Below are 16,650 nucleotides of genomic sequence, written 5' to 3' on the forward strand. Positions count from 1 at the left end.
GTTATCTGAGATTTTTAATAATTTTCTTTGAATTTCGTCACTTTACTACTATTAAGATCATATAAAAAGGTGATCAAATCAGAATCTCAGTGCAAGAATGGAGAAATAGTCACTTTCGTCTTAATTCAGTAACAATATACTGAATAACATTTTGTTTAAGACATCTCCACGAGCACATCACAATGAAAAAAAACAAAACAGTCACAACTGAAGATATCCTTCTTAAACTATGCCAATCAGTCTCAAGCGTACTGACTTCAGCGACGGCTTCTCAGGTGTCCTATTCAGCCATGGTTCAAAAGATCAACAAGACAAGCCTAAAGCCAGATTTTGGTTGCTTCGTTCTGTTTGACGGCGGCTTTTCTGGTCTCGTTGTTATTAATTTTACGTCCAAAGCAGCGCTAGAGATCTACACCAATTACATGCGCAATATGGGCATGCCTGAAAACGAGCTTGCTGTGCTTCATACTTCAGACGAAGTGGGTGATGTATTGGGTGAGTTGATGAACCAATTAGTTGGCGATTTCACCAATAAAATCCGCAAAGAGCTGCAAACCAACATCACACAAAACCAACCGAAAATGCTGGCTCTGAACAAGCAAGTTAACCTTTCTGTTGATACCAATCTCGACCGTCCACAAGCTCGTCGTGTGACCTTCTCTACCGCTAATAACAACATCTTCTACCTTGAGCTTGCGATGGATAAGACTGAGTTCATTCAATTAGAAGAATTTGAAATCGCAGAAGACGAATGTCCAGATAGCATTCTTGAGGCGACTCAGAAAAAAATGCAAGAAGCGAACAAGCCAGCTCAAAGCTCTGGCAATGATTCTGCGGCAGATCTACTCGATGAACTGGGTATCTAGTTTACGAATGCTCTAGACATATTGAAAAAACGTGTCACTAACGCCATCAATACGCTTGATGGCGTTTTTGTTTTTACCGCCAACTGGGCTCATGCAGTTCAATGTTCACCGCCTTCCTTGTTCATCAAACCAGTTTTGCCTTTCTGTTACCCGCGAAAACATGTAAAATGTTGGACTTTTAAAAATTTGCGGTACTGATTAAATTGTCGATGGATAAGAAAAAAGCCCTAAAGAAAATTGCCAAGTGTCTTGAGCTTGGAAATTCTGCGAACGTCAATGAAGCTGCCAATGCGATAAAAATGGCGCATAACTTGATGCTGAAATATGGTCTCGAAAAAGACGATATTGAATTTATCAAGATGGGGAAAACTCAGTCCAGTCACCTGTTACCTGCAAATATCAGTTCTACACTGCTGCGTGTTATTCGCGGTATCAACACCAAATTTGGCGTAGAAGCCGTATTGCTGAATCATAAAGGCCTCAAGCGTGTTGAGTTCATTGGTGAAGCCGACCGCGCGATCTTCGCAGCGTTCGCTTTCGATATCATTTATCGTGAACTGAATGAACACACCGGCCAATTCAGAAATAGCTTTGCTGGCTCTGGCACAGGGTCCTTAGAAGTGACACGCCGCGTGAACTCGTTTGTTTCAGGCTGGGTTGAAGGTGCGCTTGAAAAGCTACCAACCATTACTCCCGACGACGAATCAAACAACAAGATCAATAACTACATTGATAAAGAATTCAAAAATATCGACCGTGAAACGTTCAAGCAGCAACTGAGAGAAGCGATGAAAAACCTCACCGCCGATTATGAAGTTGGTTTGAAGAAAGGTCGTAAATTGTCTGTTAATCGACCAGTTGGCGGTACCCAGGCAGCTAAAAAGATAACTAAATCATAGAGCCACTTTACATTGCTTCGACGTATTGATAAAAACCATCAATAAGATTTACAGGACTATGTTTGTCACTCGGATTCATTCGTTTGACAGAAGTACATGATGGAGAAATACGTTAAAAAAATCACACTAGCCCTAGCGCTTACTATCGCTTTAACGGGTTGTCAGGCAACTCAACGCCAAAACGCGACAACTGGCGAATCTGAGGCTAACTCTGCAACTCAAGGCGCTCTAATTGGTGCACTCGCTGGTGCCGTTGCTGGTGCTGCAACTGGTGACTCTAAAGACCGTGGTAAACGTGCACTTATTGGTGCTGCCGGTGGCGCCGCTGTTGGTGGTGGTATTGGTTACTACTTTGACCGACAAGAAGCTGCCCTTCGTGAAGAGCTAATGAATTCAGGCGTTCAAGTTGAACGTGTCGGTGAGAACCAACTTCTACTTCGCCTAGAAAACGGCATCGGTTTTGATTCTGGCTCTTACGCTTTGGAATCAAGCATTCACAATACCCTTCGCGGCGTTGCTCGCATCCTAGTTGAATACCCAGACACTAGCCTAGTGATTGAAGGTCACACTGACAGTGAATCGACGAACCAAATCCTTTCTGAGCGTCGAGCTGAATCTGTTCGTGCATTCTTGATCTCTCAAGACGTTGCTGCAGGTCGTGCTATTGCTCGTGGTAACGGTGAGCGCTACCCTCTATGTGACAATAACACCTCTCAAGGTCGTGCTTGTAACCGTCGCGTAGAAATTCAAATCTTGCCGCTTAAGTAGCACGATTAAAGCCCAGTCCATCTTTATCTATTGAATTAACCTCTATATAGTTGTTTATCAGTTATGTTACTCATTTAACGTGATAATAATAATCAACGACCATAAAGCGTATTCATACTGACATATCGATTCTGGGCTTTTTTACGAGACTTATCTTTTGCTGATCCTATCCAACATTCTGTCATCATCATTTCTTAGAACACTATTTCTAGCCCTCATCTTTTCCACGATTCAACTGTCCACCACACATTTCGTGCACGCAGCAAGCAGTGATGAATTTTCATTAGCTCCACAATCTCAAGAATCACAACCTCAAGATCCAGTTTCTCAATACCAATTGGCTCAAGCTTATGAATCGGGTGTCGACGTTCCTGTTAGCACCAGTGATGCATTGTATTGGTACACGCAGTCAGCAGAAAACGGCAACCCAAACGCGCAATTTAGACTGGGTGAATGGTACTTGGCAGGTACAGGTGTTGAACAAAGTAACAAGCTTGCTTTGGAATGGTTTATTAAAGCGGCGTTGCAAGGTAACCAGCGCGCACCTATCGAGGTAGCAAAACTCTACGAATCCTCGCTAGAACAAGACCTCCTTCAACCATTAGATAAAGCGCAGCTATGGTATGAAGCAGCCTTAAAAGATAGTCCACAAGCAGAAGAGGGCTACAACCGCATTTTGGAAGCACAATTCAACCAGCAACGTGCAAAACAGATCTCTTCAATAGAACAGCTCGATGACAGCATCGACTCTGAAATAGACACCAGTCAGGGGGTATCTAAGCACGTTCAATCTAACCAAGCATCACGCTCTAACCTCTCCAGTTCTAACCTAACTAGCTCTGACTATATGATTGGTGCTGCGTTGGCCGTGTTGATTTCAATCATCAGCATTATTGCGACGCTCGTTATCTCAAGAAAAAGACAAGCTCTAAAGTCGGGTGATTCGCGACAGCAACAACAATCACTTGAAGCGCAGCTTAGCTCGAAGGACCTTACGATTAAGCAGCAAAAACGCCAGCTGCACACTATGTTCCACGAATTGAAGAAGCAGAAAAACAGCAAAGGTCTGAGTAATTTGCAGGTGGCCTGCGCGCTATTTGGCTACACACCTAGCTCAATCCCCGACCAGAAAAGCATCAAGATCCGATACAAACAGCTATCAAAGATCTACCATCCAGATGGTCACGGATGTGACGAAGAAATGAAACGTTTGAACAATGCGCTAAAAACCATTTTACAAAATGTTACAAAACCGTAAACAAACACACATCTTCATTTTCCTAGATCTCAAAGATATCGATTTTATTGGTGTTGCAATCGATCCCCCTCTCAAAAACGGGTAACAAACTATTAACTAATGGGTCTTACTTGTGTCATAATTTGCGCCGAAAATACACCTGACTTAAACAGGTGAGGAGAGAATATGTTCACAATAGAAGGCGTTTGTGATTGGTGCAAAAAGCCAAGCCTAGTTAAAAAGCACGACTACCTAGATGGTAAGTGTCATCATGCATGTAACGAGTGCAATGATATTGCAACCATTGATGTTCGCCAGTTCAATATTGGTGAAATTGAAATGAGAGCAAAACTCTCCCAAGCGACATTGAGATAAGCAACACCGTGAAATATAAGAAAGCGCCTAAGGCGCTTTTTTTGTGCCTGTGGTTTTAGATCTTCTTTCTTCTTTCTTCTTTCTTCTTTGTTCTCTCTTCTATACAGGTATATACAGTACTTTTCTGCAAAAACCAGTGTATACACCTGTATAAAGCTCACATTTATTCAACTTATGATACAAAACAGCAGATTCATTCAAATTTAATTTATCGAATACTTTCAATGATTTAATCATTTACCATCCATAACCTCAGACGAAATCGTCCAATAATCCCGCAAAAAACGCTTGATCTTATAAGTAACTAAAACTACTGTATACACATACAGCATGTATATAAGGACAGCAAAATGATTCAAGCACACGTTAAAGCACAACACTCTAGCCCGCTAGTTCACTGCGCATTTACATCAGTTTCTCGTAAAAGCAAAAATTCAAACGAGGGAGCGTTGTTTGCAAGAATGGCGTTGCTGTCCAATCAACATCAGTGGTTACTGTTTACGGCTCAAACACCAAGACCATCGGCTAAGCAGCTTAAGCAACATAATGTTTGCTGCGACCGCGTTATTCATATGAAAGCCTCTCATCAAATGACTGAGGTAGAGACTGTCGAGAAAGCAATCCGCTCTAAGAATGCGAGCGCGATTGTTGCAAGTGCATCGATTGATCAGTTCAGCCAACAGTACCTAAGAACATTAGGGTTACGCTTTCAATGTGAAGTCTTCTTTATGGATGCAAATTCAGAGCGTATTCACTAAGCCACCTTGCTTAATAACATGTTGGCTTAATAACATTTTGGCTCAAAAACATGGTCCACAAACATAGCTTAATCTTTTAGCTAACAAACTTAATTTAACTTAAGAAACAATTCGCCAAAACACAGTCCAAACATACTGCCTTCCCCTGCCCTACAATTCGCCCATTTTTTAGCGGATTGTTAGGCGGGGGTTTTTATTTAAACAACAGATTTAGCAATCGTTTGCTTTTTCTCTGGAAGCAAATAGTAGATTGGGTATAATGCCCGTCTAATCATGTGCACACCGCACTTCTCTGTATGACGTTTGATAAAAGATAGGAATGTCTAAATGAGCCTTGCTGATCAAGTTCTTGCCGTAAATGATGACCTACCAATCCGTACTGATAAACCTGTCCACAGTGGCAAGGTTCGTTCGGTCTACTGGTTAACTGAAGAAGATAGCCAACGACTAATTAAAGAGAAAGGCTACGATGTAGCACCCGATGCGCCTTTAGCAATCATGGTGATCAGTGACCGTATCTCTGCATTTGATTGTATCTGGCGTGGTGAAGGGAATCTTAAAGGTGTTCCAGGTAAGGGAGCGGCTCTGAATGCTATCTCTAACCACTGGTTCAAATTGTTTAAAGACAACGGACTTGCTGACAGTCATATTCTTGATATCCCTCACCCGTTCGTATGGATTGTACAAAAAGCTCGCCCAGTCATGATCGAAGCGATTTGTCGTCAATACATCACTGGTTCAATGTGGCGTGCATACGCAAACGGCGAACGTGAATTCTGTGGTATCGAGATGCCTGAAGGCCTTGAGAAAGACAAGAAGTTGCCTGAGCTACTGATCACGCCTTCAACAAAAGGGATTCTGAAAGGTATTCCTGGCGTTCCAGAAGCTGACGATGTGAACATCACACGCAACAACATCGAAGATAACTTCGCAGCATTCAACTTTACTCAAGCAAGCGACATCGCGCATTACGAAAAACTTCTTAAAGAAGGCTTCAACGTAATCAGCCAAGCGCTAGCAAAAGTAGACCAAACCTTTGTTGATACCAAATTTGAGTTTGGCTACGTCAACGATGCTCAAGGCAAAGAAAAGCTTATCTACATGGACGAAGTCGGTACTCCAGATTCATCTCGCATTTGGGATACTCAGGAATATAACAACGGCAACATCGTAGAGAATTCAAAAGAAGGCTTCCGTCAGTTCTTGCTTAACTACTTCCCTGATGCCGACATTCTTTTGAATAAAGAGCGTATGCCAGAACGTGAAGCATTGGCTCGTGACAATGAACTTCCACTGGATTCTCTAATGTCTCTGTCTCGCACTTACCTTGATATCGCAGCGAAAATCACAGGTGCGGAGATCGTACTGAGCGAAAATCCTAAGCAAGAGATCATCGATGTACTGCGCGCTGACTATGGTCTAATCGACTAGTCGCTTAATTGCTAATTGCTTAATCGCTTAATCTCAAAATAAAAAGCTCGAAAGCTAATAAGCTCGTAGACTCAAGTTTTAGATACTAAAAGGGCCTCAATATTTGAGGCCCTTTTTACGTGTACGTTTTTACTATTCCTCGAGAGAGATTATAGGCGAGCTGAAGTTACAGCTTAATCGTGAACTCTTCTCCAGAATTACCCGCAATCAGTAAATGACTGCGCGATTCAATATACTCGATCTGCTCTTCTTCAAGTGAATATGGCATCACCACTTTGAGCTCATTGATCCCTTCCAGCTTAGCGAGCTTGAGTAAGGTAACAATGTTCGACTCATCACTTTTACGCGTCGACATTGATTTCAATGCCATCTGCCATAAACGATCCTCTGGGGTGCCCAACTCTTTAATGCTATCTCGCCAGACGGTACTGAACACTGGCGCAATTGTGGTGAGTGCTTCCAGAAAAGTCCATTTTTTACTGCATGAGGCGCCAAGAAATGTTGTGTAATCGAACTCTACACGCGTCTCTTCCTGTTTATCCATGATGTCCCCCGACACTTTGGCAACACAATATACTCAATATCTATCAACTCTTTCTTTATAGCAATAGGATATAGAAGAATAGTCTTTTATGACCTTTTGATTGGTTAAAAAGGAATATAAAAATCAAACTTGTAACAAAATAAGCACTGAAAAATCATATATGCATCTATTTGATTAATATTTTAGAGATAAAACTTATCCATCTATTTGATATCAATTATTCGACTCGCTTTTTTGAACTGAATACGCCAACCAGACCATGTCGGTAGCTCCCAACGTTTTGGCGATAACTTTCGGCTACCCGACTGATAATGGACGTAAATCAGCTTTCTTGCGGGCAAGTATTCAACATCGAGTTGCAAGTCGGCAAGGCTCAATGCAAACGGGTATTTTTCCGAAAATTCTGAGTAGAGCCAAGTTGGAATGCCATCGAACGGTATGTCTGCATGATCGAACATTTCCAATTCGCTGACATCAGTAACACCTAGTACTTCAAGCTGCTCTATAAACCATAGCTCAAAGTTAATGTTCTCAATTTCTGGTGTGTATTTAGTTTGTTCATCGAGACCAAGTTTCACATACAACTGCCAGTGTTTGATTTCTTGAGTGCGAGCCTTTGCAAAACCGGGAAGCTGCTCTCCATTTAACACAAGGTCGACGATAGGTTTTAACGATAGTTGCCCTTCAGCGGCGACGAGTTTGGTTGTAATCGTGCGGCCTGCGTACACCAATGCCATCTCGGTAAAAACACCATCATCATTCACAACGGTTTCGCCTTGCTCCCACTCTCCTAGTTCAGCATCAATGAGAAGCTCAAGAGGAATGGGGGTCGTGACCGTCGCTAAGGTCAGTGTTTGCTTAACGCCTCTTCCCGGCAAGCTGTGAGTATCCAACACCAACATCGCTTGTGCATTATCAGGGAAACGGTTCTGACGACCGAGCACCACTTCTAAAACACCATTGGCAAAGGCTTCTTTCCTTTTCAGTCGGCGCACAAACACCAGTTCAGGATGCAGATTCACAATGGTCTTGAGCAATTCAATGCGTTGGAAACGTGACGTGACTTCTAGCTGAGGAAGTTCAAATACCTCCCGCATTTGCTTCGCCAATCCTTGAGCTTCATTCAGAGCCTGTTGGTCGATGTCTAAATGCGGATATTCTCGACCGCGCACAATCTGAATCAACAGGCTTAAATCACACCCTTCCTTCTCTTGTTGCGCGAGCGCTTCAAGATGTTCTGCATTGTTTGGTAACTGATACAAGCGAGCAGGAACGGACAGCGCCGCAGTGAGATCAACCATCGCCTCTTTTAATGCTTTGGTTTTGATTCGAGTAACGATATCGGCATACAAAGCATCAATCGGCAACGGATACAGTTTTTTACCATGCTCGGTAACTTGATGGTCGGCGTTAATCGCTTCCATCGTCAGCAAGGTTTGAGTTGCACTGTTGAGTGATTTCTCTGGAATAGGGTCAAGGAAGGACAAGCTCTCAAGCGGAGATCCACAACATGCTGCGGCCAACATAGGTTCAGTCAGCTCTTCACGCTGCAATTCAGGCGGTGTGACTAACTCTAACGCCGCATGTTCACCATATAGACGCACGCAAACGCCATCCATTACCCTACCCGCGCGGCCAGCTCGCTGTTTGGCACTCGCTCGTGATATGGATTTAAGCATCAGTGTGGTTCTACCATTACGCTGAACGGTGCGTCTCTCTAATCCTGAATCTATCACCACGCCAATGTCAGGAATGGTTAATGAGGTTTCTGCAACGTTGGTCGCAAGGATGACCTTTCTCAAACCATTACCTTCAGTATTGATATTACGACCCGATAACGCTGAATCTCGCTCTTTATCACTGACCGACGCATGCAATTTAACAACTTGGATATCTGGATTTTTCGCTAAGGCTTGTTCGCATTGCACGATCTCTTTTTTACCCGGTAGAAAAACCAACATATCGCCAGAAGAAGCGATCAACTGATGATTAACTTCTTCCACGATGCGCTGCCCTAGATGTCGACTATCAGGCAGTGTTCTGGATTCATTCGCTCTGTGCTCAATCTCAACTTGATAGGTTCGCCCTTCACAGCTTATGCGATTCGCATCCAAATAATGAGCAAGGCGTTCACCCTCAATGGTTGCTGAAGTGATCACCAAGCGATGGCTCTCTTTTTGTTTCAGAATCGCCACCAGCAGATCAATGTCCCAGCGCCTCTCGTGAAACTCATCCACCACAATCACATCAAAACTGGCTAATCCGTCTTCTGATAACCAACGCAGCGCGATACCGGGCGTCACAAAAACAACGTTAGTTTGCTCGTTATACTCTGACTCAAGCTTAATCGCATAGCCCACTTTGCTACCAAGCTTCTCACCCGATTGCTGCGCGAGATATTTAGCCAATGACGTACACGCGATACGTCTTGGTTCCACCACCAGCACTCGTCCATGCTGAGAAGCCCAAAGTGGCAGGCGCGTTGATTTACCTGATCCGGTTTCCGCCTCTACGACAAGGTGAGAATTAGCGATTTGTTCGTGGAATACGTTTTGATAAGCATCGATGGGAAGTAATGACATAAAATGGCGAGTAGCGAAAAAGTGTGAGCAAAGTATAACGAATTATCGTGTTGAAATTCGATAAGTGTGGGACAGAGGTAAGAATATCATTTTGTTTGCTCAGATCGCGGAGAAACTATTTACAATTGAATAACTAAACCGTTATCATTTTTTAGTTACCCTTTCTCCCATATTAGGCATCCAATGAACAACGATAAACGCCCTCTATATATCCCTTATGCTGGTCCTGCTCTACTAAGTACACCTCTTCTAAACAAAGGCAGCGCATTCTCTGCTGAAGAGCGCAGTTCTTTCAACCTTGAAGGTTTGTTACCGGAAACAACCGAAACAATCCAAGAGCAAGTAGGACGTGCATACAAACAATATTGTAACTTCGAAAGTGATATGGATAAGCATATCTACCTTCGTAACATCCAAGACACTAATGAAACGCTTTTTTATCGTTTAGTTCAAAACCACATCTCTGAAATGATGCCTATCATTTATACGCCAACAGTTGGCGCAGCATGTGAGAACTTCTCAAATATTTACCGTCGTGGCCGTGGTCTGTTTATCTCATACCCGAACCGCGATCGTATCGATGACCTACTGAACAATGCGACAAACCACAACGTTAAAGTTATCGTGGTTACGGATGGTGAGCGTATTCTTGGTTTGGGAGACCAAGGCATCGGTGGTATGGGTATTCCAATTGGTAAGCTAGCACTTTATACAGCTTGTGGCGGTATCAGCCCAGCTTACATGCTACCAATCGTGCTCGATGTGGGTACTAACAACCCTCAACGTCTTGCTGACCCAATGTACATGGGCTGGCGTCATCCTCGTATTACGGGTGCTGACTACGATGCATTCGTTGAAGAGTTCATCCAAGCGGTTCAACGCCGTTGGCCTGATGCATTAGTTCAGTTCGAAGATTTCGCACAAAAGAACGCAATGCCACTGCTTGAGCGCTACAAAGATCGCATCTGTTGTTTCAACGATGATATCCAAGGCACAGCAGCCGTAACGGTTGGTTCTCTACTTGCAGCATGTAAAGCAGCAAACAGCAAACTTTCAGATCAACGCATCACCTTCTTAGGTGCGGGTTCTGCAGGTTGTGGTATTGCTGAAGCTATCATTGCCCAAATGGTGTCTGAAGGTATCAGCGATGCACAAGCTCGCTCTCAAGTTTACATGGTTGACCGTTGGGGTCTGCTACAAGAAGGCATGCAAAACCTGCTTGATTTCCAACAGCGTCTGGTTCAAACCAACGAAAACACCAAAGACTGGGAAAGCGATGGCACTGGTTTCTCTCTACTAGACGTAGTTCGCCACGCGAAACCAACCGTATTGGTTGGTGTGTCTGGTGCTCCAGGTCTATTCAGCAAAGAAGTCATCAAAGAGATGAACCTACACAGTGAACGCCCTATCGTGTTCCCACTGTCGAACCCAACAAGCCGTGTTGAAGCGACGCCAAACGACATTATTCGTTGGACTGATGGCCAAGCACTTGTTGCGACAGGTAGCCCATTTGAGCCAGTCGTTCACAACGGCACAACTTACCCAATCGCTCAGTGTAACAACAGCTACATCTTCCCAGGTATTGGCCTTGGTGTATTGGCTGTGAATGCTTCACGCATCACTGACGAAATGCTAATGGAATCAAGCCGTGCACTTGCTACGTGTTCTCCACTAGCAATCAATGGCACAGGTGCTCTACTTCCACCATTGGAAGAGATCCACACGGTATCTAAGAAAATTGCTCTTGCGGTAGGTAAAAAGGCGATTGAACAGGGCGTTGCTCTAGAGATCACTGAAGAAGCTCTTCAACAAGCGATTGACCAACACTTCTGGCAGCCGGTTTACCGTCGCTACAAGCGTACTGCATTCTAATAAATCGTGCTGCGCTCTGAATAAAAGCGTACTGCGCTTGGAATAAAGAGCGTTAACGACTCTTATATGAGCCTCTGCAATTGCAGGGGCTTTTTTCTTTAAACTGTCTTGTCTTTTTAACTGATTTTTCTCATTTTTATTTGGTATTATCGAGCACTCAAAAATTAATGCTCAGTGAAAGGACCATACCGAGAGTGAAATTTGATTCTCACATTATCCGTAGCTACATAAAAAAAGCTTACAAAAAACTGCAAGGTTTTCTGTTTGGCGCTTTCCTCGTGTTCTTAGTAGGCAGCGCTGCGGTTATTGCGATCGATTATTGGGTTTCATGGCAAGCGGAAGATCGCATCATCTACGATATAGATGAAGTGCCCGAGCTTGAGGTCGCCGTTGTGCTTGGCACGAGCAAATATTTGGGTCGAACACTCAACGACTATTATAAGCACCGAATCGAAGCCGCGATTGAGCTGTTCGACCGTGAAAAAGTCGACCAGTTTCTGTTAAGTGGTGATAACGCTCATCGCTCTTACAATGAGCCGTGGACGATGAAACGCGACTTGCTGAAAGCGGGTGTACCCGATGAACGCATTAACCTCGATTACGCAGGCTTTAGAACCTTAGACTCGATTGTTCGCGCTAAAAAGATCTTCGACACCGACAACTTCCTGATCATTACTCAGAAATTCCACTGTGAAAGAGCACTATTTATCGCTAATTCTTACGATATTCATGCACAATGTTTAGCGGTTTCAGGCCCTACTCATCATTCAGGCACCTCTATCCGTTTGCGTGAAGTTTTTGCGCGTACCAAAGCCTTCTTAGATTTGTATATTATGGGGACAACGCCAAAGTTCCTTGGACCTAAAGAGCCCATTCAATCGAGTCCAAAACCGGAATCATTTCCGATTCCAAACCCTATGACTGACCCCTCTGTAAACCCTGTTGTAGATCCTACAACAAACCCTATTGCAGACCCAGCAGAGACAGATGTGTAGAAAACTACACATTTTGAATTTGTTGCCTCACATTTCCCCAATGTTACACAAAAACACACCAACACGCCTTTATTAACTTAAGTAACATTCTCCCAACAAAGTCTGACCCTACATCAAGCTATATACCTCGAAAATAATAAGCACGACTCAATGAAGTCGTGCACCAATAAAACGAGGATAACAAAAGGAGCGTCTTATGACGGCACTTGTTACTACACTGAAACACTGGTTGTTCACCCGCAACAGCATGATATTAATTGGTAATTTCACGCTATTCGCACTCTTGCTCAACACTCTTCCTTTCGAATCACAAGTCAATACTGGTTTGAGTATTCTCGTGTTCGTTGCGGTTCTATGGTTAACCGAAGCTATTCATGTCAGCATCACCGCTCTGCTCGTTCCACTCTTGGCTGTCTTGTTTGGTGTATTCAACACGCCCGCAGCGCTGGCTAACTTTTCAAACCCAATCATCTTCTTATTCATGGGTGGCTTCGCATTGGCAGCCGCACTGAACAAGCAAGAGCTAGATAAAGCGATAGCTGACAAAGTACTGCTGATAGCAAAAGGCAGAATGTCGGTCGCTGTGTTCATGTTGTTCGGTGTGAGTGCAGGTCTATCAATGTGGATCTCAAACACAGCAACGACTGCAATGATGCTTCCCCTTGTTCTTGGCATCATGAACAAAGTTGACCAAAGTGAAGACCGCAACACCTACGTGTTCGTGCTACTGGGTATTGCTTACTGTGCTTCAATCGGTGGCATCGCAACCTTAGTTGGTAGCCCACCAAACGCAATTGCGGCGGCAGAAGTTGGCTTAAGCTTCACAGAGTGGATGGCACTTGGCCTACCTATCTCAATGATCTTACTTCCAATCGCGATGATTATTCTTTACGTGATGACTAAGCCGAAGCTTGACCACAAATTCGAGCTAGACCATGCCCCAGTTGAGTGGACAAACAGCAAGAAAATCACACTGTCTATCTTCCTTCTAACCGTAACGCTTTGGATATTCGGTAAACCAATCAACGCAATGATTGGCGGATTCTCTAAATTTGATAGCTTAGTAGCGATTGGCGCAATTGTACTGCTTGGCGCTTCTAGAGCGGTGGAATGGAAAGACGTTGAGAAGACAACGGACTGGGGTGTTCTTATCCTATTCGGTGGTGGTATCTGCTTAAGTAACATTCTAAAAGCGACAGGAACCAGCGTATTCTTAGCACACTCACTAAGCGGATTTTTAGAAACAGCTGGCGTACTGCTTACGATTCTAGCCGTGGTAGCGTTCGTGGTATTCCTAACGGAATTTGCGAGTAACACAGCGAGTGCAGCACTTCTGGTGCCAGTATTCGCAACCATCGCTGAAGCACTTGGTATGTCGCCAGTTATTTTGTCTGCACTGATCGCTGTTGCTGCGTCTTGTGCCTTCATGCTTCCTGTTGCAACACCACCTAACGCAATCGTGTTTGGCTCGGGTCACATCAAGCAGAAAGAGATGATGCGAATCGGTATGGTGTTGAACCTAGTTTGTATCCTAGTTCTGACTCTGTTCGCTTGGATCTTCTGGTAAGCACTAACGTCCTATAAGCGCATGCTTACAGGAATGCTCCCCTAAACTGGTTGAACTTCCCCCAGTTCAACCAGTACAAAAATGCCCGCTCAGTTTGAAACTATCAGTCAACAGAACGGGCGCATAAAAACAAGAAACGCTTTTCCCTTTTGGTGGCCCCGCGCCACCTTTTTTGTTTTTGGCTTTTGGGAGAAGAACCATAAAAACGCCACACGTCACATATGCACGTGTGGCTTATAAACTCATCAAAACAATTTTCAGATTAGTGACTCAAGATCACCTGGTTTCGACCTGAATGCTTTGCTTGATATAAAGCTTCATCAGCGCGAGCAATGGTCTCTGTCACTCGCTCTTGCTTCATCTCGGCAACACCGATACTGCATGTCAGCGGATCGCCATGAACCCAAAGGTGCTGGCTAACCAATAATCGAATGCGTTCAGCTTTTATCTGCGCCTCTCCGGCTTCGGTCTCAGGGCAAAAAACAATGAACTCTTCACCACCCCATCTTACCAACTTGTCGGTAGCGCTGATCGAACTGCCCACCACCATGCTGAACTCGCGTAAAATATGGTCACCCATTTGATGTCCGTACTTGTCATTTACACTCTTGAAGTAGTCGATATCGAGATACAACATACCCAGCTTGCCATGTCCTTGCTTCACATGTTGTGACTGCATTTTCAACCAATCACGAATCGCGTGGCGGTTTAGTATTCCGGTTAACTCATCACGATGGGCCATCTCTGAAAATTCAAAATTCTGTTCTCTCAGTGCGCGATTGACGTTCTTTAAGTGGTGATGTCTTTTCTCTGCGATCACCATGCGTTTTCTTGAACGGTTTAACTCTGACAGCAAGAATACGGTGCCCGTCCCCACCCACACAAACAGTAGGATCATGAACAAGCTTTCTGCGGTGATATACGAACCTTCGAACTCAATACTGCGGATGACGATTCTGTGGTGACCGAGTTTCGCTCCAGACGCAGTAGCAAACTCAACCATATTCACATTCGAAAATTCAGGGGCCGAATGCTCTAACGCAATGTCGTTGTCAGCCAGCCACCATGTCATCACTTGCAGATTTTTGATCGGGATTTCAATCACACCACCATCGACTCCTGGAGAAAACTCCATCCCGTTGTACTTATGTGTGTACTCGTCATCGGGAACAGAATAAGCAGGATTGTAGTTGCGTAGGTAAGTTCTCAAACGGCCACGAGAGTCCGCTTCCGCATGGTAATCAATATTCACTCTAAAGGTGTGATACTGGGAGAGATCAAGGCCTTCGGTAATGTCTGGATTGATACGAATCGATAGGCCGCAATAAGGCCAAGGATACTCCGACTCTTTAAGTTCACAGTCGAGAATATACTGCCCATTTTCGTAGGATAATTGGGATGTACTGACGCCCCTATCAACTTGATCACTGGTCGCGATAAATTCATATTTATCAGGGGTAATTGCCGTTATCACACGATTTCCGCTCACACGGTAATACTGCACAATGGCAAGCGTTGCGATAACTAGAAAGATAACAATCTTATGGATCCACTTCACGTCTAAGCTTCCTGCTTAATATCCCTATAGTTGGGATTTCACGATAAAAAACAAGTTAGATAAATTAGTGATCTTAATACCAATAAATCACTAAAAAACGTTATATCACGCCCGAAAAAAATGTCATACTATATTTTAATGCATGTATTTGCTTTTGATTATTCACGGCGAGAATCAAGTAATATTGCGTATAAAAACAGGCTCTATTTGTTATACTCATCGCATAATCATCGTTAACCGTACTGCCTGCTCACAGCGCAATCGAGTCGACGAAATAATAATCAAAATACAACGAGTAATGTCATGTCTTTATTAGCAAAAGGAACACTCAAAAAGATGAGTGCTTCCCTTGATGGCGCGGTTACCTACCGTTTGCCTGTAGGCGAAGAGTTTGTAGAGCTAAACCCTCTGATTGGTAAAACCATCAACCTCACTCACACCGGCAATATTTTTTGCTGCTCATGTGGTAAGAAAACTAAGAAGAGCTACTCTCAAGGCCACTGTTTTGTGTGCATGAAAAAGCTAGCAAGCTGTGACATGTGCATCATGAAGCCAGAGACTTGTCACTACGATGAAGGCACGTGTCGCGAGCCTCAATGGGGTGAAGAGAACTGCATGGTTGATCACTTCGTTTACCTATCGAACACATCTAGCCTTAAGGTTGGTATCACGCGTCATACTCAAATCCCTACCCGTTGGATTGACCAAGGCGCGACTCAAGGTTTGCCTATCTTGAAGGTAAAAACACGTCAGATTTCTGGCCTGATCGAAGTTGAGTTAGCAAAGCACATTGCTGACAAAACCAACTGGCGCACGCTGCTTAAAGGCGACGGCGACGATATGGAATTGGTAGAAAAAGCCAAAGAACTGTTGCCGTTGGTTGAGGATAAAATCCAAGAGATCAGAGCGAAGTTTGGTGATGATGCTATCGAGATTCTGAGCGAAAACATCACTTCATTGAGCTACCCAGTTGAACAGCACCCAGTGAAGATTGTGTCGCACAACTTTGACAAGAACCCTGAAGTATCTGGTGTGCTGCAAGGTATTAAAGGCCAATACCTAATCCTAGATACTGGTGTGATTAACATCCGTAAATTTGGTTCTTACGAAGTGGAAGTGTCGGCATAACTTGTAGAACTTAAACGTTTCTTATAGTTAGAAGCGCTTAGTGAATAGCCAAAATCGAGTAGGAGGAGGC

At 43.9% G+C, this 16,650-nt stretch carries 14 protein-coding genes; 11 read left to right on the forward strand and 3 right to left on the reverse strand.

Going from position 1 to position 16,650, the window contains the following annotated elements; all coding sequences use genetic code 11:
- Window positions 1-182: 182 nt before the first annotated feature.
- The 7 genes from AB4375_RS02650 (at window position 183) to AB4375_RS02680 (ending at window position 6,334) form a co-directional block, all read left to right on the forward strand.
- Window positions 183-866, forward strand: coding sequence for a DUF3334 family protein (locus tag AB4375_RS02650; RefSeq protein ID WP_017059770.1), 684 nt, complete (start codon window positions 183-185; stop codon window positions 864-866).
- 209 nt (window positions 867-1,075) lie between these two features.
- Complete coding sequence (locus AB4375_RS02655; RefSeq protein WP_017059769.1) at window positions 1,076-1,765, forward strand: DUF2786 domain-containing protein; 690 nt, start codon at window positions 1,076-1,078, stop codon at window positions 1,763-1,765.
- Between the two features lie 99 nt (window positions 1,766-1,864).
- Complete coding sequence (locus AB4375_RS02660) at window positions 1,865-2,533, forward strand: OmpA family protein (RefSeq protein ID WP_372050980.1); 669 nt, start codon at window positions 1,865-1,867, stop codon at window positions 2,531-2,533.
- 235 nt (window positions 2,534-2,768) lie between these two features.
- Window positions 2,769-3,791 carry a hypothetical protein gene (locus AB4375_RS02665; RefSeq protein ID WP_372050981.1) on the forward strand — a complete coding sequence of 341 codons (1,023 nt, stop codon included), beginning with the start codon at window positions 2,769-2,771 and terminating at the stop codon, window positions 3,789-3,791.
- Window positions 3,792-3,956: 165 nt separating this feature from the next.
- The gene (locus tag AB4375_RS02670) at window positions 3,957-4,145 is read left to right on the forward strand and encodes a hypothetical protein (protein WP_017070242.1); all 189 of its coding nucleotides are present in this window, start codon (window positions 3,957-3,959) and stop codon (window positions 4,143-4,145) included.
- Window positions 4,146-4,495: 350 nt separating this feature from the next.
- A complete protein-coding gene (locus tag AB4375_RS02675) occupies window positions 4,496-4,903 on the forward strand; it encodes a SulA-like leucine-rich domain-containing protein (RefSeq protein ID WP_372050977.1) in 408 nt (135 codons plus the stop codon).
- Window positions 4,904-5,230: 327 nt separating this feature from the next.
- A complete protein-coding gene (locus AB4375_RS02680; RefSeq protein ID WP_017055177.1) occupies window positions 5,231-6,334 on the forward strand; it encodes a phosphoribosylaminoimidazolesuccinocarboxamide synthase in 1,104 nt (367 codons plus the stop codon).
- Window positions 6,335-6,500: 166 nt separating this feature from the next.
- Here AB4375_RS02680 and AB4375_RS02685 read toward each other — a convergent pair whose 3' ends face one another.
- Together AB4375_RS02685 and AB4375_RS02690 are read right to left on the reverse strand one after the other, a co-directional pair.
- Window positions 6,501-6,878, reverse strand: a complete 378-nt coding sequence (locus tag AB4375_RS02685; protein WP_372050978.1) for a transporter — start codon at window positions 6,876-6,878, stop codon at window positions 6,501-6,503.
- A gap of 203 nt (window positions 6,879-7,081) precedes the next feature.
- Window positions 7,082-9,460, reverse strand: coding sequence for a helicase-related protein (locus tag AB4375_RS02690; protein WP_372050979.1), 2,379 nt, complete (start codon window positions 9,458-9,460; stop codon window positions 7,082-7,084).
- Between the two features lie 183 nt (window positions 9,461-9,643).
- Here AB4375_RS02690 and AB4375_RS02695 point away from each other — a divergent pair, with 183 nt between their 5' ends.
- The 3 genes from AB4375_RS02695 (at window position 9,644) to AB4375_RS02705 (ending at window position 13,894) form a co-directional block, all read left to right on the forward strand.
- Window positions 9,644-11,332 (forward strand): NAD-dependent malic enzyme, encoded by a 1,689-nt coding sequence (locus AB4375_RS02695; RefSeq protein ID WP_017059764.1) that lies wholly within the window; start codon window positions 9,644-9,646, stop codon window positions 11,330-11,332.
- Between the two features lie 194 nt (window positions 11,333-11,526).
- Window positions 11,527-12,327 carry a vancomycin high temperature exclusion protein gene (locus AB4375_RS02700; RefSeq protein WP_017063589.1) on the forward strand — a complete coding sequence of 267 codons (801 nt, stop codon included), beginning with the start codon at window positions 11,527-11,529 and terminating at the stop codon, window positions 12,325-12,327.
- Between the two features lie 196 nt (window positions 12,328-12,523).
- On the forward strand, window positions 12,524-13,894 hold the full coding sequence (locus AB4375_RS02705; protein ID WP_017059762.1) for a DASS family sodium-coupled anion symporter: 1,371 nt from the start codon (window positions 12,524-12,526) through the stop codon (window positions 13,892-13,894).
- A gap of 262 nt (window positions 13,895-14,156) precedes the next feature.
- Here AB4375_RS02705 and AB4375_RS02710 read toward each other — a convergent pair whose 3' ends face one another.
- Entirely contained in the window at window positions 14,157-15,452 is a 1,296-nt protein-coding gene (locus tag AB4375_RS02710; RefSeq protein ID WP_017066188.1) for a GGDEF domain-containing protein, read from the reverse strand.
- A gap of 303 nt (window positions 15,453-15,755) precedes the next feature.
- On the opposite strand from AB4375_RS02710, the gene AB4375_RS02715 reads away from it, so the two are divergent.
- Window positions 15,756-16,580, forward strand: a complete 825-nt coding sequence (locus AB4375_RS02715) for a DUF2797 domain-containing protein (RefSeq protein ID WP_029235797.1) — start codon at window positions 15,756-15,758, stop codon at window positions 16,578-16,580.
- Window positions 16,581-16,650: the final 70 nt, after the last annotated feature.

The sequence above is a fragment of the Vibrio sp. 10N.261.51.C6 genome, assembly GCF_041471785.1.
Taxonomy (GTDB): domain Bacteria; phylum Pseudomonadota; class Gammaproteobacteria; order Enterobacterales; family Vibrionaceae; genus Vibrio; species Vibrio crassostreae_C.

What these genes read in the sequence shown, in the direction of transcription:
- AB4375_RS02650 (WP_017059770.1), top strand. Translation starts at nt 183, where the DNA reads ATGAAAAAAAACAAAACAGTCACAACTGAAGATATCCTTCTTAAACTA.
- AB4375_RS02655 (WP_017059769.1), top strand. Translation starts at nt 1,076, where the DNA reads ATGGATAAGAAAAAAGCCCTAAAGAAAATTGCCAAGTGTCTTGAGCTT.
- AB4375_RS02660 (WP_372050980.1), top strand. Translation starts at nt 1,865, where the DNA reads ATGGAGAAATACGTTAAAAAAATCACACTAGCCCTAGCGCTTACTATC.
- AB4375_RS02670 (WP_017070242.1), top strand. Translation starts at nt 3,957, where the DNA reads ATGTTCACAATAGAAGGCGTTTGTGATTGGTGCAAAAAGCCAAGCCTA.
- AB4375_RS02675 (WP_372050977.1), top strand. Translation starts at nt 4,496, where the DNA reads ATGATTCAAGCACACGTTAAAGCACAACACTCTAGCCCGCTAGTTCAC.
- AB4375_RS02680 (WP_017055177.1), top strand. Translation starts at nt 5,231, where the DNA reads ATGAGCCTTGCTGATCAAGTTCTTGCCGTAAATGATGACCTACCAATC.
- AB4375_RS02685 (WP_372050978.1), bottom strand. Translation starts at nt 6,878, where the DNA reads ATGGATAAACAGGAAGAGACGCGTGTAGAGTTCGATTACACAACATTT.
- AB4375_RS02690 (WP_372050979.1), bottom strand. Translation starts at nt 9,460, where the DNA reads ATGTCATTACTTCCCATCGATGCTTATCAAAACGTATTCCACGAACAA.
- AB4375_RS02695 (WP_017059764.1), top strand. Translation starts at nt 9,644, where the DNA reads ATGAACAACGATAAACGCCCTCTATATATCCCTTATGCTGGTCCTGCT.
- AB4375_RS02705 (WP_017059762.1), top strand. Translation starts at nt 12,524, where the DNA reads ATGACGGCACTTGTTACTACACTGAAACACTGGTTGTTCACCCGCAAC.
- AB4375_RS02715 (WP_029235797.1), top strand. Translation starts at nt 15,756, where the DNA reads ATGTCTTTATTAGCAAAAGGAACACTCAAAAAGATGAGTGCTTCCCTT.